Genomic DNA, 23,158 nt, shown 5'->3' on the forward strand with positions numbered 1-23,158 from the left:
AAACTTATATTCCTCAAATAGTATACTTATACCTTAAAATCTCGCCTCATGTAAAAAAAGTAGGTTAAAATAGCAAAAGTAACAATTAACGCAATCGAAATAATGCTAATTCCAACACTTATTCCGTTACCATTTACAATATCTTGATAGCTAAAATACTTAAAAGGAGAAAGTATATTAATAGCATTTATTTTATCGGTAAAATCAGTTATTTTTGATATCATAAATGAACCAAATAGTATTCCTGCGACAATAGAGCCTGAAGCTTTTGAATTTTTCATAAAAGCAGAGAGCAAAGCCCCTAGCGATAAAAATATTAACTGAACAATGAACATGCTCAAAATAAACATTGTTATTTCACCTGAAATATCTTTTCCCTTATTATAGGCATTAACCATCATTATAGAAGATATTAAAGTAACTATATTTAAAACCACTACATTTACAAAAGCAGCAAGTAATTTTGAAGTTACTATAGTATTTAGAGATACTGGTTTTACCATAAGAAATTCAGTAGTTTTATCTCTCTCTTCTTTTGCAATAATACCACTTCCAAGAAGTGCAGCATGAATAGCAGCTGTAATCTCAAGATAAGGAAATAAAAATGCAAAAAATCCACTCATTTTTGCCACATCAAAAGAACCAATTCCAAGTAATGCTTTTAGTGAATATGGCATCTTATTAAAAACTTCATTGCCATTTCCTGAAGAATAAACTGTATACTTACTCATACCACTTATAACTAACAAAAACATGCATACACTCCATATTATTAACGCTTTTCGATTAGCCTTTAATTCTCTTAAAAAAATATTCATAATGAGACCTCCATATAATTAAAACTTAGAGCCCATCAGCTCACAGCATGTATATCCTTTTTTGTATAAATAATATAACTTAAAGCTATAGAAGCAATCACAATAATTGCACCAGTAATAAGATATTTAGTTTCATAGCTTGCATTTTTAATGATATACGTTATATCAAAATATTTGAAAGGTGAAATTAAACGAGCTACCTCATTGTTTTTATCAGTAGAAATCAAAGCCCCAACCATGTATAATCCAAAAACCACACCAAGTGATATTGGAAGAACTGACCTAATTTTATTAAAAAATACTGAAATAGCAACACCAATTGCAAGAAAAATGAGCTGTATAAAAAACAAAGTAAGATTTATCATTAAAAATAACTTTATGTTGTAATCTACTGTTTTAATAGCATTAGCTATAATTGTAGCTGCGGCACAAAATAATACATTTGTAATTATAAGCATAGTCAAGGCTGCAAGAAGTTTTGCAGTTACTATGGTTGAACGTGAAATGGGTTTCACAAGAAGAAAATCAGCTGTACGCTCTCTTGCTTCCTTTGAAAGTATTGAAATCCCCATATTCATAGCTTGAATAGCTCCGCAAAGCACAATGAACGAAAAAATCATTGAATAAAACCCCAAAATTGATGTAATGTAATCAATATTAATACCAAGCATTGCCCTAATTGAAGGTGGATAATTACTAAGAAGCTTTTTAAATTCAGCTGAATCACTTGCCATACTAGGATAAATTGAAAGAAACAGTGCTGCCAATGCAATCAACGCGCATACCCAGATAGCAACTGATTTTCGTAGTGACTTAAGTTCATGAAGGTATATATTCATGGTAATCACTCCTCCTTTACATAGTAATGCATAAAGATTTCTTCAAGATTAGGTTCATCAATAGATATATTTCGAAGCTCTAGCTCCGCTATTTTTTTCGTAATGGAGTTTATGTCACCCTTAAACATAAAATTTACAGTATTACCTTTTGACTTAAAACCACTTATACCTCTAATATTGAAAGTATCTTTACTAATTGGAACTTTAGCCTCAATACTGATTTTTTTGTAGCTATTTTCCTGAAGCGTGCTCATCTTTTCAAGTTTTATAATCTTTCCTTCTTTTATAAGTGCAACACGACTGCACATCTTTTGTACTTCACTAAGGATGTGTGAAGAAAAGAATATAGTAGCACCTTTTTTATTTTCTTCGCCAAGAAGTTCAAAAAATCTTTGCTGCATTAATGGATCAAGACCGCTTGTAGGCTCATCCAAGATAATTAGTTTTGGTTCATGAAGTAATCCCTGAACAATGCCTACTTTCTTCTTGTTACCAAAAGAAAGATCGTTAATTTTCTTTTTTAAATCCAAATTCATTACTTCTGCAAGATCGTTTATCCTCTTAGTACAATCCTTTTTATAAAAGCTAGCCGAGTATTTAAGCAGGTCTATAACCCTCATATTGTCATAATAAAACACTTCTGATGGCAAGTAGCCAAGTTCTTTTCTAACTTCAGGGTGTTCAATGCAGCTTTTACCAAAAATAGTTGCACTTCCGCTTGTCGGATGAATTAATCCTAAAAGTGTTCTAATAGTTGTTGATTTTCCTGCACCATTAGGTCCTATAAAACCAAAAATCTCCCCTTGCTCTATACTTAAGTTTACGTTACTTATACCTCTTGCTTTTCCATAACTTTTTGTAAGATCTTTAATTTCAATAACGCTCATGGATGTAACCTCCTATATTTTAATTATTGGCTATGTTTTAAAGCACAGGACATTTATTTTATATATTCTTCTTTATAAAAATTATTTTTAATTAAATTCACACATTCATAGTATTCCTTAAAAAGCTCATCAAAGTCAGCTTCTGTATTAATTTTATTTGATAACTCACTAGTGTATCCTTCGGCTAACCATACAAGCATTTTCATAACAAGCTTTGAATCAATGCCAGTTTTAAATTTTGAAGTATCAGTTCCATCAAAAGCAATTTTATTTCTAAAGACCTCACCTTTTACAAAAATATTTTGTATATCTTTTTTAACTTCTTCATCAGTTTCGAAATATACATTAGTTAAAAATAAAAATATTGCAGGGTGTTTCTTCATAACTGAAACCTTAATATTACCTGAAATTATTATTCTATCAAAAAAGTCAGTAATAGTCTTATCAAATTTTTCATAAATTTCATTCATAATAAGGTCGCTAGACAACTCAATTAAATAAATATACAAAGCTTTTTTTGTGCCAAAGTAGTGAAATACCATTGCTTTTGAAATTCCAGCATTGGACGCAATCTCACTAACAGATGTTTTTTTATAACCATTAGTACCAAAGCACTTAAGTGCTGCATCAATAATTGTATTTTGTTTTTCCACCGGTAAACTTAAAAATTTCTCCAAAATAATCACCTCATAAAACAATTGACCGAATCGGTTTATTTAAATATATCATCATAAACCGATTCGGTCAATTGTTTTTTTATTAGGCTATGTTTTAATAAGTTTAGCTATTTTATTGAAAATGGATAATAAGTTTTCCATCTTCATAATTTGCCCCTTGAATCTCTTTTGAATGTAATTTCTGAGGAAGTACAAAATTTCTCTTTTCATTTTTTATGGATATGCTGAGCTCATCACCCTTTTGGTATAAATCCAAATCACTTTTATTAACAAAGGGTATATTTATCGAAAAATCATAGCCACCCTCAGCAGCTTTTTCTATCTCAAATATTTTATCTTCAAACAATATATCACAAGGATTTGCTTCATTATAAATATGATTGCCTAAATAGAGAAGCCTATCATATTCTCTTACCTCATTATCCATAAGTTCAACTTTAAAAACAGGAATTGCTCCAAAACTTTCATATATATCCTTTATACTTTCACTTTGAATGTCTAACCACTTTTCAAAATATCCGCTAGCTCCTGCTTTTGAAAACACCTTATTTACTATTATGGCATCAACATTAAAATCAAATAAATGAAGATATGAAAAACTCTTCTTGGCTTCTTTTATAACTATTTTTTCTGGTGTAGTTACTATTCTTATGCTAACTTTAGATTTATCAAGCATAAGCTTGTGAAGGTCATCAATTTTTGAATAAAGAATATCAACTTCATCAAAAGTTTTATCATCCGGCATTGGAATTTTAACTGTTTTCTCAACTACTGGTTTTGCAATCTTTGCCATTTTTCTTTTCATTGGGAATATCTTCTCCATCCACCATTTAAATAGTTCTGGAAACTTTAAAAGGGACATGGTTTCACCAGTCGGAGCACAATCTACAATTAAGATATCATATTTTTCTTCATCACTTATCTCTTTTATTTTAATTAGCGCAAGCAGCTCATCAAAACCCGGAAATACAAGGAGCTCCTCACCTTCTATACTCCTACCTGATTTTGAAAATATTAATTTTTGTATATACTCTTTAATATTTCCCCACTTCGCTTCATTTTCCAAAACAGTATCTATTTCCATAGCATACAGGTTTTCTTCTATTTCAAGAGGCACATTTGAAAGTTTCTTATTGAAGGAATCCCCTAGGCTATGAGCTTGATCTGTGCTCATTATAAGAACTTTCTTTCCTTCCTTTGCAATTTTTGAAGCTGTAGCAGCAGATATACTTGTCTTCCCAACTCCGCCCTTGCCCGTATACAATATAATTCTCATGCTATACCATCCTCTCTAATTAATATTTACCTTTTTACATTCTTTAGTCTCTGATTTTTCTTCAACTGCTTCAAAGGCAATATCCTTTAAAACATCTAGAGCTTCTTTTTCAAAATTATCAACTCTTTTTTTTATTTCATCAGGTAATATTTCTTTAATTGCGCTATACCTTAAAGCCTCAGCTTTTATCATCTTTTTTATAAATTCCTTATTCATTTTCTACATCTCCTCAAAATATATCTTTAAAATTCCGTCCTCAAACTTAGCTTTACTTACACTATATTTTTTCATAACCTCTGGCATTGGAATATTCCTCTTGAAGTTTCCTATTTTAATTATTAGTTCATTATCACCCTCATGAAGATTTAAATCCTGTTTTTCTGTAAACGGAACTTTTATATTTAATCTATATCCATCTTCCAACCTTTCAAAAACTTCACTTTGAGTTGTTTTTAAAACCCTAAAAATATTATCATCGGTAAGTGAATCTTTTACTATTTTGTGCAAACCCTCAATTCCATTAACATCAATGGGATACCACTTAATTTTATATATAGGTACCTCTGAAAAAGTATCCTCCAGAACTTTAATATATTTCTTCTGAATATCCTTCCATTTATCAAAAAAACTATTTTCAACCTCACTTGGCAAAATTCTATTTATATAAAGACCATCAACATTAAAATTATAAAGATTTAAATACATGTAATTTCTTTTTGTTTCATCTACAACCATTTTTTCAGGAATAGTTACAAGTCTAAGACTGCATACCTCTCTATTTTTAAGTAAATTTTGAAGTTCGCTTAGCTTAACATAAAGTTTTTCTATATCATTTAATGCATCATTGTTTGGAAGCTCAAGTTTAAAGGCAGCCTTTGAAATAGGTCTTAGAACTTTCATAGCCACCTTACCTACAGGAAACATTTTTTCCATGTACCAAGATAAAATTTCTGGAAGCTTTAAAAGCGAAAGTGTTTCCCCAGTAGGTGCGCAATCTACAATTATAAGATCATAAACCATTTCATCATAAATTTCCTTAATTTTTAAAAGCGAAAATAATTCCTCCATTCCCGGGAATACCACTATATCCTCAAAAGCCTCCTCATCTTTACTATTTTGAAAGCTAATCATTTTTTTAATGGCTTCTGAAATAGAACCATAATATCTCTCCATTTCGTAATTTGGATCAACCTCAAGTGCCCAAAGATTTTCTTCTACTTCCTCTGGCTCCTTTTTTATCTCTTGCATAAATATATCGCTTAAGTTATGAGCCATATCTGTACTAACTATTAAGGTTTTTATTCCTTTTCTTGACGCTTTAACTGCATGAGCTGCTGCTGTACTTGTCTTTCCAACGCCGCCTTTGCCTGTAAAAATTATTATTCTAGACATGTTATCCCTCCATCATTCCTTATAAGAATTATTCTTTAACCGAAGTATATTTTCTAAAATTAGCTCAGTTTCCTGAGCAATCATTCAATATTTATTTTTTTTATCTTTTTCGTACTGCTTTTCGCATCCTTTGAAGCCATATCTTTCATTAAAACTTCTGTTACTTTTCTAAATATGTTTATTGCAGCAGACTTTTCATCCTCTGTAAGCTTTTCATAAATTGCTTTAACTATGCTAAGTATATTTTTCTTTTCCTCGTTTATAAATTCACTACCTTTTTGAGTTAATACAATTTCTACAATTCTTCTATCTTCTTTACTTCTTATTCTTTCAATTATTTTTTTCTTTTCTAACCTATTTACTACTCCAGTAGTTGTATTTAGCGGTGCATTTATGTACTTTGATATTTGTGTCATATTAGCAGTTTTAAATCTATAAAGGAATAAAAGTGCCATAATTTCATTTTTAGAATAATCCAAAAATATACTGTTCCATTTATCGGGAAAAATTAAAAATTTAAATTCGTCAATATACGAAAAGATCATCCCTTCAAAATCAATTTCTTGATTAGGTTTCATAATTTTATTCCTCCATTTAGTTCTTCACTAGAAGTATATTTTAATTCTATCACCGAAGTATTTTATTGTCAACACAGATTTTCACTTATTAGAATTTTTTCCAAGTTCCAAAATAATTTTGCTTACAGCTTCCATAGCAAGCGGAATAATTTTTTCATTAAAGTTAAACCTTGAATTATGCAGAGGATAGTTAATTTTTCCTTCTCTCCTTGCAAAAAACACCACTCTTAGCCCTGGAACTTTTTCAAAATAAAAGGCTGCATTATCTCCTGCAAGAAAAGGAGTGCTTGAAGCAACGGCATTTTTATCACCAAATAACTTTCTTCCAACATCCAAACCAAGTTCTACAAGCTTTTTATCATTGTATATAGGTGGAATTCTTGGAATCACATTAAACTCTATTGATGCACCTAATTCACCTTCTATATTACTAAATTCCTTCTTTAAATTATTAATAATTTCTTTTTTATCTTCCTCTAAAAATGTTCTTAAAGACCCCTTAAGCTGAACACTATCTGCAATTATATTACCTTTAACACCTCCATTTATAGTTCCTATTCCCACAACCATTGGCATTTTACCTTTATATGAATCATTTACTTCATGAATTTTTGAAATAACCTTGGCAGAAGCATAAATAGCGTCTATACCATTATTTCTTTCTGCCCAATGCGCTGATTTACCTTTTATATTAATAACTACAGAAGAAATTTCCGCAGTAGAAACTCCCCTTTGTATTTCCATTCCAAGAGGCTCGGAATTTGTAAGATGAAAAATAAGGATTTTATTAACTTTAGGATTTTCTAATGCACCTGCTTCAATTAGTGCTTTTGCACCTTTTCCTATTTCTTCCGCCGGTTCAAATATAAATTTAACATTTGATTTTAACTTTTCTTTATTTTTATTGAGTACACTTGCAACACCTAATGCTATAGCAACAATAGCATCGTGTCCGCAGGCATGCATTACTCCATTATTTTTTGAAGCATACTCAAAAGAATTTTCTTCTTGAATAGGAAGTGCATCCATTTCAGCTCTTAGTGCAATTGTAGGTAATTTTTCATCTATTATAATTTCTGCTACTACGCCTGTATCAATTGGCCTTTTATACTCAATTCCAAGCTTATTCAAAAAATCACAAATGAATTCTGTAGTTTTAAATTCCTTAAGGCTAAGTTCTGGGAAACTATGAAGTTGTCTTCTTATATCTATTATTTCAGGCACTATTTTTTCAATTTCTCCAAAATCATAAACATTATTATATTTTGTATCAATAATCATAATTCATCCTCTCATCCATATAATACTCTTTATTAATTACCATTTTACCACAATTTTAAATTGGCTATGTTTTAAATAAGTGTGAAAATAAGCTCTTATTTAAAACATAACCATTAAATTAATTGCTTATGAAAAGGTTTGCATTATCACTTTATCAAAGATATTATAGTATATCTAAATTAATTAAATATTTGGTGAGTTAAGTTAACATTTTATATGAAAAGCCATTATTTATATGTAAATTTTGCATTTTTGCATTTATTATTGTAAATGTAGTGACTTTTTTCCTTCATTTATGTATAATAAAGATAAACAATATGAATAATTTTTAAGTATTTTTCTTTAGAATTGAAAGGGGTTGTTTAGTATGTCTATATTTTTATTAGTATGTTTGGTATTTATATTATCTGCTTTATTTTCTGAAAACACAGACGTTTATGATATTCCCGAAGAATTCCAAAGCTTTCCCGAAGTAGCTCAAATGAGGATTTTATGTGACGATAGATATGGATATTTAATATAAGAGGCGCGTAAACGCCTTTTTTTAGGCTATGCTTTAATAGGTGCTGATTTTCACACTTATATAAAACATAGCCTTTTTTATGATTAATTTATTTCAAAGTATAATTATTTATGAATTATTTAAGTTATATTTTCATTTTATACCACAAACTACTTAATATTTAAAAACCAAAGACATTTTTCATGCCATGAACAGGTTCCACAAATTTCTTGTGCCGATTTTTTATCTTTTATCTTTTCATTCACCAACGCAAACAATTCATTTAATTTAACAGCCTCACCACTTTTTAAGCTCAATTTATTCAGAACCTTTTTATCCATTGCATCAACTTTATAAAAGTCATCACATTGCCCATTTTTATTATTTGTACACGCACTACAAATATCATCACAGTTATCTATTAATTTTATGTTCTCGTTTTTATTTTCCTTTATATACTTTATTACTTTAGACATATTGTCCACAAATTCATTGCTGTACCCATATCCTTGAAAACCCTGCATACATAAAAAATGATGTGCTCTTATCTTAAGCATACTCTTGCCCCTTTATATGTTGATTTCTTCTAATACCCATTAACTTTAGACACAACTTTACTTAGTGCATTTTTTATTTCGGCTAAACATTCTTTTTTAAAAGAGAACTTTATTTGATTATCCTTCGTATTAATAAGCAAACTTCCACTCAAAATTTCATTTTTTAAAGTATACGTAGTAATATCCTCAAGTTGCATATCAAATAAAAACTCATTTTTTTGAATTTCCTGCTTGTACACAATAATTCTTTTATTTGTAATTGCCCCCCTAATTGCCATATTGGTAACAGTAATTTCATACATATCTGGAAGTAACTTCATAACTATGTTGGTCGGCTCAATCCGCCCACTAAAGGTTTCAATTAACTTTTCCTGCAATTGAAGTTTTTCTTTAACTTGTTCTTCAAAACTATACATATAAAACCCTCCACTATTGATAAGCAACTTGGAATTTAAATCAGAGTACGGAGTACAGAGTACAGAGTACAACGAAGGATGATTTTTCTCCGCTATCGCTACGAAAAATCTAAAAACTTATTTTTTATTGCTTACGCAATCCCATTATACACAGTGTTCAGCGAAGCTGATACACTTAAGTTTAAGATTTACCTAAGCAACGCGAAAGGTAAATCATCCTTCACTGTACTCTGTACTCTGTCATCTGTACTCTGCAATTCTGAGTATAGACTACCGCATTATATTTTATTTCAATTTTACCACATATAAAATCAAATATAACGCTTTATTACATATATTAACAATTTATTAAAATTTGCATAAATTATTTATAATGTATACACTAAAATCAATTCACAGTTCCCTTTTCAAATTCCATTTTGTCTATTATAATTTCTTATAATCATACCTTGTGATTTAAACATCCCAAATCTTTTATAAAACTCAGTAAGCTCTTCATCACAGAGTAAATCTATCATATAGTAATCCTTAAGACTTTCCATCATTAATCTTACAAGCTCCGATCCTATTCCCTTGTTTTTATATTCTGGTAAAACTTCAAGAAGTGGTATATATGCAGATAAAACCTTATCAGAAATAGCAGTAATAAAACCAACAACATTTTTACTTTTCTCATCTACTGCTAGCCAAAAATAAGAACTACCTTTTAATATTTCGATATGTTTTTTTAATGATGGCGGATTTGGCCAATCTACAAAAAATCCTTTCATATTATCTTCATTAATATTTTCTAAACTATTTATGTATCTAATCATACTAAATCACCTCTGTCTATAGATAAGCAATTTAAAAAATTAAAATTGCTAATACCAAACTCATCCTGTTAAATTAGTATTTGAAAAGCAGAGTACAGATAACGGAGTACAGAGTACAGTGAAGGATGATTTACCTTTCGCTTTTCTCAGGTAAATCTTAAACTTAATGTTGTCAGCTTCGCTAAGCACCATACATGGCGCGATTGCGTAAGCAATAAAAAATAAGTTTTTAGATTTTTCTACGCTGGCGTAGAAAAATCATCCTTCGTTGTACTCTGTACTCCGTACTCTGAGTTAAACTTTAATTTATGGCGTGTTTCTTCGTTGCTATAGCATAAAGCTGTTTTACTGGAAGCAATGCCATAATTACAACACATATTGCACCTTCAACTCCCATAAACGCACCATTGCTTAAAAACGAATATAGCATTGGTGATTGACCTTTTGGCGCATAACTTCCGAAGAATACCACACCAGAAATAAAGTGACATACAAACCGACCAAAAACAGCAACTATTGTTGCAACAATCTTTTTATCTCTAAAATATCCAGCAAGCCCAAGCGCCATAAATGGAAGTGGATAATCAAATAATACTTGAACAGGGTGCAGAATGTATGGATCCATTATAAGTGTTATAATTCCATATAAAAATCCTGTTAAAAATCCAACTTCTGGTCCATAAAAAAGTGCCATTAAAAGAATTGGAATCATGCTTCCAAAGGTTACGCTCCCGCCTTGAGGTAGATGATAAATTTTAAAAACCTTCAAAACAGTTGCTAAAGCTAGTGCTATTCCTATTTGTGCAATCATGTAAGTGTTAAGCTTAACCTTCCTTACTTTAATAGCTACTACTACAAGTATTATAACCGCTAAAAGTGCAGCAAGTGATGTTGGGTGCTTCAATATTTCGCCCAAATTTTTTGAAAAAGACATAAAAAAACCTCCTAAAATTAGTGCTTAGGAAGACCTGCCTGAAACAATTGTTTTCATATATAGAGTTTCAAATTTAACTCTAGAAACTCTTTAATAATTGCTTCCCTACGCTGGCATTATCCAGATCAGGTATGAAGGGTTCGTAAAGAAAATCCTTACTTCTCAGCCCAAGGGCACCCCTAGCACTTTTAATTATTTATTTCTGCTTTTATTATACTCTCTTTTTCATTAATTTTCCACATTACTTTTCTCTAGCTTTTTTTATTCTCATATTTAAGTATTTCCTTAACATTGTATCTTTCTACACTGCTTAATTGTGAATCATAGCCCTTGAAACTTGGATTTGGCGAGTACCAACTTTTTGCTCCAAAATAACTTTTAAAAGGTTCCTTTTTAAAAACATATCCATGCCTTGCAAATATCTCATTTCTCGCCATCATAAGCTCATAACCAGTTAATTTCTCAAGTTGATTGCCGGTAAGCTTGTACTTATCGCTATCTTGCAAGATATATGTACTGCTCTTTACTGGATTACTTTTAAGCTTTGATGCAGTTTTAACTGAATTTGTATTGACCTTAGAAACCTTTTTGGCAGTTACAGCTGTTAAAACTTTAAAATGAACAAAAATTATAAGAACAATAACAAAAATTACAGCTGTTCCAACAAATCTTGTAGTAGATTTCTTTATTTTTATTTCATTGTGGTAATTTATATAATCATCAATTTTTTCAAAGCTTGGCACAATAACAACTCCACTTTTTTATTTGGCTATGTTTTAAATAAGTGTTAATTTTTGCACTTAGGCATCTTAAAGCATAGCCTTTTATTTGTTAAAAATTTTACTTAAGGTCATTTTTAATTTTCTAATTCCCTTTGCTGTATTTCTATCTTCCCTTATTATAAATTCACGTAAGCCTTTTTTACTTTCTTTTATAAGTTTATTTCTAACTTCAGTATCCTCAAAAAAATCTATATCTAAGTTTTCAAAATAGTTAAAAAGCGCTGCTTTAAGGTCATGTTCTGCCCCTTTTGAAAATAGTTTTTCATACATGCGACAAAGCCATATTACAAATTCTCTTGCTTCCTTCGTCTCACCATTTTGCCATACATAATTTATTACAGCATTAATATCGCAGCCAGTGTTATTTAAAAATCCACATATTATCTTTAAGTAATTTTCATTGTTTATTGACAACTTGTATATCTTAGTTATTGCATGCTCTATTTTATTTTTATATCCTGAATTTTTTACAGCCGCACCTGCTAATGCAGCATCATCAAAATTTTTAATACTTACAACTTTTTTTAGTATGCTTACAATTTCATAATTTTCACTATCTATATTTCTTGGCAGCAAATTAATTTTTTCTATTGAAGGTATGCTCATAAACTCAGGTTGCACTGTTTCTATAAATATATCAAATAGTTGTTCTCTCAGCCCATCTAAAAACTTTTTAAGCTCTTCACTTTTATGATGATCTTCTAGCATTGAAACTTTTTCATCTACAAATATGAATTCATCTGCTACGTAAAGCGAGGGCTTAAAGAGTTTTAGTGCTTTCTCCTTAAATTCTTCTGACAAAATTTCAATAAATTTAGGCGAAATTACAAAGCAAAATTCAACAATTTGAAAATACCCTTCAAAATCGACACACTTCTCTATTAAATAACTTGCATATTCTTTTAAACTTTCACTTATCTTTTCATTTTGTTTATTTTTTCTAATAAATTCTGCTAATAATTTTTCATTTTTTGATATATCTTCAAATAGCTCTAGTTTGCTTTCTTTATTATCTTTAAATGCAGCTTCCTCTTCACTTGTTAAAAGTATTTTGCAAAAATCATCGTATTCATTTATATCAAGAGAATCAATGCAAAAATCGCTAACCTCTTTTATAAATTCATTAATTTTTTCATCATTATCTATATTTTTTACTACAAAAGCTAAATATCTATGCTTCTCAGCTTCAATTCCTTCTTTCAAAACCCTATGTCCTGCAAAGTCAAATAAATAGCCAGCATTTACTTCTGTGTTAATACTCTTTATTCCACCTTTTGATACAAATTGAATATGTATGAAGTCTATGCTTTTATAATCTTTAGTGTAGGTTATGAAACCAAGTCTCTCTCTAACTGCATATGGAAGTGCTTTATATATAAATTTTAATAATTCCTTTGCATAAAATGAAAGCATAGCTATATCAACATCTAGTATTATATATATCTTTCTGTTTTGACGCACTGAAATAAAACATGCCATTACTATTTCTTTAAAGGTATCTTCCTCAATTTTAAGTTCTGCAAGTAAATCTGAAAGTGTTGAAAATCCAATTTCATTGCTTTCCATTTCAATTCTGCGGATATCCTCTAAAATGCCACCATCTGCAATATTGTAACTATTTTTAAACCCATCCGCACATATTATTTTATTAGGGTTTTTTATAAACTCTTCTTTTTCCTTCTTTTCAAGTACATAGTTATGCGTAAAAAACGTGCTTCTTTTACCTTCAAAATCCTTCGGTACAAAAGAAGTTCTGCCAATAACCATTTCGCCGGATGGAATATTAAATACAGTATATGCTTTAGGAAATTTATCATAATTATTTTCATTTAAAAGTTCAGTAGGGATTTCGTAAAAACAATATTTGTGAAGAACTTCTTTTGTAAATTCATCACTAAGCCCCATACTTTTCGCTACAGTATCATAACCTGGGTTATCACTGTAAACTCCTCGCTTTTCCCTTGTGTAATAATGCTGTTTTATCATTTTTCACTGCCTCCAGGTATATATTTCATTTTGTACATAAGCCATAAAAATGGTTCTTCTACTCTTAAAGGTGTAACTGTATTGCTGCTGCTTATTTCAAGATTTTGAGGATTACTTCCAAGAGATGACACCCCAAAATATGCTGTATTCCTAAAGTACGCCTCCATGGCACCCTTAAATGGAGAATCAGCTCTTCCAAGAAATCTTTTCATTTCCCCATTTATATTTTCAAATTCATCTAAATTAAAGTACATATTATGCTTATAGTTTTTAAATATATTGCTATTCGGACTTAAATATTCTTGATCATTTAAATTTCTAAGCATATCTGTTTTTGTAATAACGACTGCTGTTGGTATATCTGTTGCTGCTCCATTTTCTTTTCCTATAAAGTTTTCGTAAAGGTAAACTATTATGTCCTTTGGCTCCTGATATTTTGCGGTAAAATCTCCTTGTTCTTCTTTATTTAAAATATTTAATTTTTTTCTCAAGGTTTTCATTTGAAGAGGATCAACTAAAAATATTATTCCGCTAGAATTCTTAATATGTTCTCCGTGTTTGTCTATATATGATTTATCAGTCATTCCTTCACCAGGTACATCATAAAATACAAAGGTTATTGGTGGTTTTGTATCATCTTTAAACCTAAAATTCGCTATAAGTGGATCTACATGTTCCTTTGGCGTTGGTTCAAGCATTTTGTTGTATTCAAATATTATCTGCTGATTTTCTTTTATTTCTTCATTATACTCCGAATTTCCTGCAATAAGTGCTCCATTAAACGATTCAGCAGCATAATGTTCTAAAACATAAAGAAGACAGGTCATATAGACAGACTTTCCAACTTGAGACGCACCCACTACAGATATTATATTAGTAGGTCCTCTGCCTGAAGTTATTGGAAGTTCATTATGGCAATATGGACAAAGTCTTTTATCTGTTGCCACATCGTACTTATCTTTAACCTCTAAAACAATACCATCAACCATTTTTAAATTTCCTTTTGGAAGACTTTCTGGTTTTATTATAGGATTAAGTTCCGAAACAGCAGCCTTTCCTATTCTCTTATTATAGCTATTTAATTCCTCATCCACAGCCTTTTCATATTCTGGATCGCCTTCTTCACTATGTTCCGCCCTAAAAACAACATTGCTTGGCTTAAACTTTTTAAAACAAAATGGGCATACTATATCATAAGTTCCTTTACGTATGTTTGCATTTGATATTTTAGTTTTATTGCCCTTACCTCCAAATATCTTATCAAATAAAGCCACTTACATCACCTTTACCTTCGCTTCAAAATATATTTACTTCCACTCTTTTTTACATCATTTAAAAACACTTTTATATATTCATCCTTACCTATTTCAAAAGGTTGCATTTCATTTTTTCCAACATGAAAATCAGCTGGAAACTGAAACTTTAAACCATCATTTTCGCTTTCTGGATATGCACCCTTCTTTTTAACATAACAAAGTGTATCCTTGCTTATTGGCATGTCTACAAATACAATTAATTGTACTCTTTTTATTTTTGAAAATAATTTTTTGTGCTCCAAAATTTCATATATAATTTCTGGCTTTCCCGTGCACACTGCAATTTGGTTATCTCCATCTAGTTGCTTTATTAACACTGTACCTGTTTCTTCCTCTTTTGCTGGAAATACAATAAACTTATATTCATTTATATCTCTTATTTTTTCAACATATCCGTTGAATTCTCTATACTCATCCTTAGTATACAATTTAACACAATCTTCATCTATCTCGATATCTTCAATATTTTTAGAAGCTCTTTCTTTAAATATATACACAATATCAGAATCGCCCTGCCACTTCCACCTAAGCGTCAAAGTACTTTCAAAAATTTCAGCTTTTAAATCAGTTATTCTTTCTGTTTGCTTAGTTAATTCTTTTACTTCCAAATTTCCACCCCATTTGTTCAGAGTACAAAGTACAGAGTACAGAGTACAGTGATGGTTGATTTTCTGTTAACACAGAAAATCTATAATTTAATGGGCTAACGCCCAAACCCTTATTATCCCGTTCAGCGCAGCTGAACCTATAAGTTTTAAGATTTATCTGACGTGAGGAAGATAAATCCTCCTTCATTGTACTCTGTACTCTGTACTTTGTACTCTGTCATCGTACTCTGCCTTACCTAAAGCTGTGTCTCGAACCTTTAACATCTTTATCAAAACTATTTTTGCTTGTCTCTACAACTCTTTTTTTACTAAAGGACTTTTTGCCGCCTTTTTCGTCATAATATTCCCGTGCAAATAAAGTAAATACGACTGCCATTGCCAAATCGGCTAGTGCTCTGTAAAGTGAGCCGTGCCATGATACAGTATTAAAACCAATTTCGAGTATCAAGCCTGCAATTATTCCGCCAATAGCTCCACCTATTATAAAACCTTTTAGAAGATACTTGTTATCAAGAACAAAGCTTACTGCTGCCGAAATTAATATTGATATTAAAGTTATAAAGATTACTCTTAAGCAGCCATAAAAGGTGCTATCGCCGTAAATTCCATTTCTCTTGTCATTTAAAAGTCTTCCTTGCCTATCTCTATATATTTTAACAAAAGTATTTTTTATATTTTTAACATCTTTTACATTGTAATAATCTCCACCTGAGGCTTGTGCTATTTTTTTAAGCATATAAAAATTATCACCATCTGACATTCCTATTGTGTAAACTGGTATTCCAGCATAATTGTAAGGCTCCATGGTTTTATCAAACTTCTTATCGAGATCATAATTATCTCCACCATCTGATAGCATTATTACCATTGCGTTTCTGCCTTTTCCCTCTGATTTGTTTATTTCATCATAAGCAGAATCAAGTGCTTCTCTCATATTCGTATTTCCTGATGGGTTTTTATACTTTTGAAGCTCATTTGTTATGTCATCTTTAACACTGTTATCAACATAGGACATCACTTTTATTTTTGTTGTATGGTCATCAAAGGTATATACTGAAACCCTGTTTGTACTGTTCATACTATTTAAGAGATCATTTACCGCATCAAACCTTTCATTATTAGGATCCGTCTTAGACATACTCCCGGAAGTATCTATAAGTAATACAACATCATTTATAACCTTGCTGCTTTTCTTAAAGGATAACTCGTACAAAAATTGAAATAAAGTTCCTGCTACAAGAGTTACTATTAATGTGCATGGAATTAAAAACTTAAATGATAAACTTATATAATCACGCCTCCAGTTTAGCCCATTTATTTTTGGATAAGCCACTTCTGCAAGTAGGCACATTAGCCCTACTAAAAGAGAAAGAATACCAAAATACATCCCCATAAGTAAGCTGTGCGGCATTGAGTACTTAAAGTAATCCATAAGTACCTCACCAATTATAAAAGCTAGAGTTCCACCAACTGCACTCATTAAAACCATAAGCCAATTTATTTTTAACTTCATAAAACTTCTCCTTCTCCATGAAGCTTATATGCCTCTTTTAAAGCCGCTTCATAATATTTGAGCGAATTTTTATAATATATAAGGTCTTTTATTTTAAAACCTCCCATTAAAGAAAGCTTTTCAATGCCGGTTGCTCTTCTCTCATGAATATATCCTATCTCACAGCTTTTTGATTTCTTATCAAAGTTATATACATACTTTATAAAATCACTGCTATAATCACCAAAGAAATATTTTTCTTCATATTTTATAACGTTATAATCTATTATAAACGCTTTTAAAATAGAATTATTTTCAAGTATAACACATAAATTTTTAAATATTTCCTCTTTAGTTGATATTTCTCTATTATAACTCACAGTTGATATATTAGTTCTTTCACTTAATTCATCTTCGAAGGTCATTGAAAACTCTTTTTCTGTAAGTATATATTTTAAACACATTTGTTGAAGCTTATCTACTATCCCTTCAGTTCCACTTTTAATGCTTTCGTATATATTGGGAACAAACTCCTCATTAAAATAAATTTTTTTGCCAAACCTTTCTTTAAGCCTTAATAATTTCTCTTTTACTATAACTTCATAGTATTCCCTTATATTTTGGCCTATGTAATTATCATTTTCCTTTATGAGTTCTAAAGTATATCCATCAATTTTTTCTTTCGTTTCAGTAAGTTCTTTTATAAATTCAGTAAAGCTTGTATTTAAATTTGAAAGTTCTTCTATGCAGCTTTTAAGATAATTACAATTTAGCTGCGCTTTAAGTATTTCTATTTTTCTAAGGTATACTCCATTAAATATTTGATTTTTTGCAGCTTTTATAATTTCACCTTTTCCAAACACTGACTTAAAAAAAGATGGTCTTTCTATTTCACCTGCATATACTTCATCAATTTCACTTTTAAGCTTTTTTATAGCAATTTCATATTCCTTGATTCTTTCATTAAGTGTATCTATTATTTCATCATCCTTAGTACATAAATATGCTGCATAAATACCCATTTGCTTATCTTTAGCTATTTTTTCTACTCTTTCACCTATCAAGCTTCTAAAATTTATATTACTCAATTTTGCATTTGAATAGGCTTCAAAATTAATCTTATAAAATTTCTCGCACATGTCATTGTATAGTGCCTTTTCAACTTCCTTAAGAGTTATTCTATCTGCTTCAATTCTTGAACTTACCGTCATAATTGCCATCATGTCTTCTACACTTTTATCTGCTGGAATAAGTTTTTCAACCTTTTCATTAACTGTTCCCTCGTCTAATCCAAGTTTTAGTAGTATATCTACTTCCTTTATTTCTGAGGTATCCTTTAAAGTATTGAGCATATCTTCATAAACACAAGAAAGCACTGCCATTGAAACAGCACTATTAGGTCTTTTTATAACTGCAAGTCCTGCTGTAGCAAGTGTAAGTTCTCCATTCTCGTCAGATATATTTCTTTTAAATATGTTATCATCATAAATTTTATTCTTTATATCATAATAGCTTTCACTATTTATTTTTCTATTTTTTATAAGACTTATATATGAAATTATATTATAATTTTCTTCCATGCTATTTTTTATAACTATACCTTTTTTGTTAACATCACTTAGGACATAAACAAGATCAAATAACGCCTTATCCCACTTAACAGTTAACCTTCTATTTTGATCAAAAACCTCTATTTCTTTTTCAAAATTAAATTTACTGCTTTGAAAAGCTTCCATTTCTTTAAAAAAGCTTACTGCCAAAGCACCTCTATGAAATTCATCATTTTCATCACCAGTTTTAGTCTCTACAAGAGTATACAAATCACAAGCTGTAATTAAAAAGTGCTGCATAAGCTTTACTTTTATAAGAAGTGTAATTTCTGGCACTAAAATATTAAGTTCATCATCTGCCCTTGTTATAACAGCTATATTTATTTTTTCAAAACTTGAAAATTCTTCTCCGTGCTCTAATACTTTATTTTTAACCTTCACTATTTCTTTGTTTAAATTAATGAGCAGTTCATTATCTGAATAAAACCTATCATATATGCTTTTCCTTACATTTTTAATATCTTCTTTGTCATATGGAACATTAAAATTAAATACATTATTTCCTTCAAATTTATTATTAGAAAATATATTAAGAAATAAAAGCCCATCTCCATTATCTAAATCCTTTGTTATATGCGAATAAACTTTTTTAGAGGCTTCTATGGATTTATCTCCTAAGAATACAAAAAGAACAGGGTTTCTAACACTTCTCTGCTCATCATTCTTATGTACTTCCTTATCCATTTCTTTAGAATACTTATGCGTAAACTTTTCAAATAATTCTTCCATAAAACAACCACCCTTTATTCAGAGTACAGATGACAGAGTACAAAGTACAATGAATGTTAGTTTTCAGCTTACGCAGAAAACTTTACAACTTAATGGGCTACCGCCCAAACCTACTTACCCTTCAGCAAAGCTGAACCAATAAGTTCAAAGATTTATCTGACGCAAGGAAGATAAATCCTCATTCACTGTACTCTGTACTCTGTACTTTGTACTCTGCCTTATTCTAGCGTCTTTTTAAGCTCTCTAACCTTCTCAAGCATAACTGAATAAAAATTATAAATTTCGTCTCCATTTTCAAACTCAAATTTTCTATATTCAAGTTCCTCTACATATTTACTGTAGCTTGCTACCATTTCGCTTACCTTTTTATAAATTATATCCGGCCCCTCATCTTTCATGGAAAGGTCATTAAATCTCTTTTCCGATTTAGCATTTATTACGCTAATTTCTTTATCCTCAAGTTCTTTATACTTATTAAAAATGTAAAATTCAGCATACTCTTTTTGCTTCATTATATTTAAGAAAGGCGGTACGTCCGTTTTTTCACTTTCATCCTTGTCATAAATATAAACTATTCCCTTTTTACATATAGTATCTGTATAAAGTGCTTGTAAAAAGTCATTTACTATTTTTGTTTTCTTATTTATTTCTGCAACATAAGCCTGCAATTTGTTTATTTCAGCTTCTATTGAAGAGTATTTTAAAACTTCTTCTTTTACTAATTTTATAAGCCTTGGAGCTCTTAAAAAGCTTTCTTTTGCTGCTGCTTCATCTCTGCTATCAAATATGAAGTACTTTTGGTTATCTGAGAATTCTACTTTAGTAAGACTTTTTTCCTTCATTATCTTTCTAAGTTCAATTAAACACTTATTTATTTCACCTATATTAGGTGTTTCACCTTCTTCTAGTCCAAGGTTGTATTTTTTAATTATGGTATTTACATCAAAAGGTTTTGTAATTACGCATTTATATTTAGAACTTAGCTGTGAATCTGTCATAACTATACATTCGTATTTTATTGCCCTTGAGAAAAGTTCTCTTATTTCATCATTATGCTTTCTAACTCTTTCATTATCATAGGTTACACCCCAAGAAGCCTCTGGTATAGGTGATGGCAAATACGCCCAGTTGTTGTTTCTATTTTGAACCAAATGTCTTCCTATTCCATCTTGTTTAAGTATAGTTTTCTCATACTCTTGTTCATATTGTTTTATTGGAGCATAGGAGTAAAGTGGAACTCCAACCTCAGTGTTAAGCCAGAATATTCTATTTGTAACTTTACTTTGTCTTACATTAACTTGACTTCCATGCGTTGATGTCACTTTGTATTGCTCTATACCTTTCTTTATTCTTGGAGTTCTCATAGGTACAGAAACCATGTCCCATGAAGGGAAGGTAAAGCTTGAACCAGCATCATTAAGCTGAAATACAGGTATGGCATCATCATCAAGTTTAGGTGCTATAGTTTTTCTAACAAAATCCTCTATTGATTTATCTTCACCATATTTCATCACTATAAATTCTTCCATAGATTTTGTAATTATGCTTTCAAATTGATCAGAAACAAATTTTGAGATTGATCCTGTTATATCAACATGCTGCTCATCAATCCATTTTTGTGATTCCTCTAAAAGCGTTGATGTGAATCTTCTTATAACTTCGTCTGCATCTTGCCTATCAACTATTTCATCTATGGATTTAACCACATCTGGGACCTCTATTACATTCCAATAATAAGTCTTTCCTCCTGATAGATTATCTTCTTCACGAGATTTTACAAGTATATCCGCATCTTCTTTAAATATTTTATTTAACTCATTCAGTATTTCAGTATAGACATGATATATTGCGTTATTTTCATGACTTATTATTTCTACAACTCTCTTGTAAAAATCTATCATCCTAGAATACTTTTCCTCGTCGGCTCTTGCTGTATATTCTTCTATTTTTGCCTTAATATAATCATTTTTCTTAGTTTCCTTTGATAAAAGTGCTTTCCTTGCTTCTCCAAATTTATCTTCTGCCCTATCCTTAAGTTCTGAAATTAGCTGAGGCATGCTTCTTCTTTTATCTTCAAGGGATTCAATTATAACTTCTACAGTTTTCAAAGCATTAAAACCTCTGTCTGTGAAGAGTATTCTTGAGGCATAAAATGGTCCCTTATTTGCATCCTTAAACATTCTATCTATATTTTCTCTAATGGCTTTTGATATTTCACCAGGATATTGATAATTTACCTTAGCATACTCATCAATGGCATCCCTTAGATAAGCTGAGAGCTCTTCATCTATGCTTATAGACTGCTTTTTTATCACGTTATCAAAATTAAATTTTTCTCTGTTAGCATAGCCTGATAGTGGTCTTCTTCCAAACAATTCTTTTTCAAATCTAGCCTCTATAGAGTCCATATCAAGCTTAACAGTTTTTATAAACTGATCAACTTCCTGTTCTGTAGGTGATTTTTCAAACATCTTATTCATTTTTTCAAAAAGCCTGCAGCCAAGATATGTTGTTATCTCTTCAATAGGAAGTACTGCTGCTGAAGCACCTATTATGACGTATTTGTAATTTGCCTTGTAAGGCTTTGGCATTTGATTTATTAGTGTTGGAACATTGCTTAGCCAATCCTGTATAGCAAATTCTTGTCCAGATTCTCTCTGCTCATTTGATATGAAGTTTGTTATAATTTCTGCTGTAACATTCATGGAATACTCATATCCATTTTCAAGTATCTTTCCTTGTTTATTTGTTGCAGATATTAAATGGCATACATCAAAAGGTGCCGAAGGAGAATCAACTTTAAAGTTCTTATAATTTTGGACAAACCTATCTCCTCTTTCAGGTATGTTCATTAAGTAATCCACTTCTTTAAGTGCTGCATATCCATTTTTTATTATATAGCTTCTAGCATTTATTTCTGGATTTTTAGACAAGTTTACATCTGGAGTAAATAAGTATCCAAGTACATTTACCTTATCTATACCCTGATCTCCAAACTTTTCTTGTATAAGTCCTCTTACTAAATATGCAATATCAATAAAACTTCCGCTTCCTGTACCACCTGATATACCTGTAAGTATGAATACTTCAAGCTTTTCATTAGTATTCTGCATTACATTCCATATTTTCTTTCTTATACTTTCAACTACTTCATTTATTTTTGTAAACAAAAGAAGTCTGCCAGCTTGCCTATTTCCATTTGCACCCTGCATACCATCTGATATACTAAGTTCAGGTGAAAGCCATTCTTTTATGCAGTCATCAAGAATTTCTCTATCATTTAATATAGAACCTATTTGAGCATTTGATAAAAGCACCAATTCGCTTTGTGGATCAAGCCCTATTCCTCTAAAATTCTTGTTTTTTTCATATGCATTAGTTTCAAAAGCAAGAAATTCAACTCCATTTGGCTTTTCCTTTCTCACCTTTGTTATTTCATCCTCTGGGAGATTAAATCTTCTATTTATCTGATATTTAACCCTTAAAAGAGCATCAATTCCTGTTCCACCTATACCAATTATAAGTACGGGATTATCTATTTTATCTATACGGATTTTATCACTAATAATCCCTCCGCCAGTCATAACATCAAATTCTCTTATTTGTTCTCTAACTTTACCATTCAATATAAACACTCCTTTGTTCAGAGAACAGAGTACGGAG

21 protein-coding genes and 1 riboswitch are annotated in these 23,158 nt (G+C 30.4%); of the genes, 1 reads left to right on the plus strand and 20 read right to left on the minus strand.

What is annotated here, in order from left to right; all coding sequences use genetic code 11:
- Nucleotides 1-26: 26 nt before the first annotated feature.
- From CUEA01_RS22370 to CUEA01_RS22410, 9 genes are all read right to left on the minus strand, one after another.
- Nucleotides 27-818 (minus strand): ABC transporter permease subunit, encoded by a 792-nt coding sequence (locus tag CUEA01_RS22370; protein ID WP_234124410.1) that lies wholly within the window; start codon nt 816-818, stop codon nt 27-29.
- Between the two features lie 35 nt (nt 819-853).
- Nucleotides 854-1,657, minus strand: coding sequence for an ABC transporter permease subunit (locus CUEA01_RS22375; protein WP_234124411.1), 804 nt, complete (start codon nt 1,655-1,657; stop codon nt 854-856).
- Between the two features lie 5 nt (nt 1,658-1,662).
- Nucleotides 1,663-2,544: an ABC transporter ATP-binding protein gene (locus CUEA01_RS22380; protein WP_234124412.1), complete on the minus strand. Its 882-nt coding sequence runs from the start codon at nt 2,542-2,544 to the stop codon at nt 1,663-1,665.
- Nucleotides 2,545-2,597: 53 nt separating this feature from the next.
- Nucleotides 2,598-3,221 carry a TetR/AcrR family transcriptional regulator gene (locus CUEA01_RS22385; RefSeq protein WP_234124413.1) on the minus strand — a complete coding sequence of 208 codons (624 nt, stop codon included), beginning with the start codon at nt 3,219-3,221 and terminating at the stop codon, nt 2,598-2,600.
- 112 nt (nt 3,222-3,333) lie between these two features.
- Nucleotides 3,334-4,497 carry an ArsA family ATPase gene (locus CUEA01_RS22390; protein ID WP_234124414.1) on the minus strand — a complete coding sequence of 388 codons (1,164 nt, stop codon included), beginning with the start codon at nt 4,495-4,497 and terminating at the stop codon, nt 3,334-3,336.
- A 15-nt stretch (nt 4,498-4,512) separates the two neighbouring features.
- On the minus strand, nt 4,513-4,713 hold the full coding sequence (locus tag CUEA01_RS22395; RefSeq protein ID WP_234124416.1) for a hypothetical protein: 201 nt from the start codon (nt 4,711-4,713) through the stop codon (nt 4,513-4,515).
- A 3-nt stretch (nt 4,714-4,716) separates the two neighbouring features.
- On the minus strand, nt 4,717-5,889 hold the full coding sequence (locus tag CUEA01_RS22400) for an ArsA family ATPase (protein WP_234124417.1): 1,173 nt from the start codon (nt 5,887-5,889) through the stop codon (nt 4,717-4,719).
- 80 nt (nt 5,890-5,969) lie between these two features.
- Nucleotides 5,970-6,467 (minus strand): MarR family winged helix-turn-helix transcriptional regulator, encoded by a 498-nt coding sequence (locus CUEA01_RS22405; RefSeq protein ID WP_234124418.1) that lies wholly within the window; start codon nt 6,465-6,467, stop codon nt 5,970-5,972.
- Nucleotides 6,468-6,548: 81 nt separating this feature from the next.
- Entirely contained in the window at nt 6,549-7,748 is a 1,200-nt protein-coding gene (locus CUEA01_RS22410; protein ID WP_234124420.1) for a M20 metallopeptidase family protein, read from the minus strand.
- Nucleotides 7,749-8,115: 367 nt separating this feature from the next.
- Here CUEA01_RS22410 and CUEA01_RS22415 point away from each other — a divergent pair, with 367 nt between their 5' ends.
- The gene (locus tag CUEA01_RS22415; protein ID WP_234124421.1) at nt 8,116-8,271 is read left to right on the plus strand and encodes an endoglucanase; all 156 of its coding nucleotides are present in this window, start codon (nt 8,116-8,118) and stop codon (nt 8,269-8,271) included.
- 149 nt (nt 8,272-8,420) lie between these two features.
- Here CUEA01_RS22415 and CUEA01_RS22420 read toward each other — a convergent pair whose 3' ends face one another.
- From CUEA01_RS22420 to CUEA01_RS22470, 11 genes are all read right to left on the minus strand, one after another.
- A complete protein-coding gene (locus tag CUEA01_RS22420; protein WP_234124423.1) occupies nt 8,421-8,807 on the minus strand; it encodes a DUF1284 domain-containing protein in 387 nt (128 codons plus the stop codon).
- Between the two features lie 29 nt (nt 8,808-8,836).
- Nucleotides 8,837-9,223: a PH domain-containing protein gene (locus CUEA01_RS22425; RefSeq protein WP_234124424.1), complete on the minus strand. Its 387-nt coding sequence runs from the start codon at nt 9,221-9,223 to the stop codon at nt 8,837-8,839.
- A 407-nt stretch (nt 9,224-9,630) separates the two neighbouring features.
- Entirely contained in the window at nt 9,631-10,038 is a 408-nt protein-coding gene (locus CUEA01_RS22430; protein ID WP_234124425.1) for a GNAT family N-acetyltransferase, read from the minus strand.
- A gap of 301 nt (nt 10,039-10,339) precedes the next feature.
- Nucleotides 10,340-10,972, minus strand: coding sequence for an energy-coupled thiamine transporter ThiT (gene thiT / locus CUEA01_RS22435; protein ID WP_234124426.1), 633 nt, complete (start codon nt 10,970-10,972; stop codon nt 10,340-10,342).
- Nucleotides 10,973-11,057: 85 nt separating this feature from the next.
- Nucleotides 11,058-11,163: riboswitch (TPP riboswitch) on the minus strand.
- Nucleotides 11,164-11,223: 60 nt separating this feature from the next.
- The gene (locus CUEA01_RS25225) at nt 11,224-11,715 is read right to left on the minus strand and encodes a YARHG domain-containing protein (protein WP_234124427.1); all 492 of its coding nucleotides are present in this window, start codon (nt 11,713-11,715) and stop codon (nt 11,224-11,226) included.
- Between the two features lie 81 nt (nt 11,716-11,796).
- Nucleotides 11,797-13,740: a GAP1-N2 domain-containing protein gene (locus tag CUEA01_RS22445; protein ID WP_234124428.1), complete on the minus strand. Its 1,944-nt coding sequence runs from the start codon at nt 13,738-13,740 to the stop codon at nt 11,797-11,799.
- Nucleotides 13,737-15,014, minus strand: coding sequence for a TRAFAC clade GTPase domain-containing protein (locus tag CUEA01_RS22450; RefSeq protein WP_234124429.1), 1,278 nt, complete (start codon nt 15,012-15,014; stop codon nt 13,737-13,739). Before CUEA01_RS22450 ends, CUEA01_RS22445 begins: the two co-directional genes overlap by 4 nt.
- Nucleotides 15,015-15,025: 11 nt before the next feature.
- Complete coding sequence (locus CUEA01_RS22455; RefSeq protein WP_234124430.1) at nt 15,026-15,664, minus strand: hypothetical protein; 639 nt, start codon at nt 15,662-15,664, stop codon at nt 15,026-15,028.
- Nucleotides 15,665-15,896: 232 nt separating this feature from the next.
- On the minus strand, nt 15,897-17,177 hold the full coding sequence (locus CUEA01_RS22460) for a vWA domain-containing protein (protein ID WP_234124431.1): 1,281 nt from the start codon (nt 17,175-17,177) through the stop codon (nt 15,897-15,899).
- Nucleotides 17,174-19,495 (minus strand): hypothetical protein, encoded by a 2,322-nt coding sequence (locus CUEA01_RS22465; protein ID WP_234124432.1) that lies wholly within the window; start codon nt 19,493-19,495, stop codon nt 17,174-17,176. Before CUEA01_RS22465 ends, CUEA01_RS22460 begins: the two co-directional genes overlap by 4 nt.
- Before the next feature lie 218 nt (nt 19,496-19,713).
- Nucleotides 19,714-23,130 (minus strand): tubulin-like doman-containing protein, encoded by a 3,417-nt coding sequence (locus CUEA01_RS22470; RefSeq protein WP_234124434.1) that lies wholly within the window; start codon nt 23,128-23,130, stop codon nt 19,714-19,716.
- Nucleotides 23,131-23,158 lie beyond the last annotated feature (28 nt).

It is taken from the genome of Clostridium hydrogenum (assembly GCF_021432385.1).
GTDB lineage: Bacteria > Bacillota > Clostridia > Clostridiales > Clostridiaceae > Clostridium_S > Clostridium_S hydrogenum.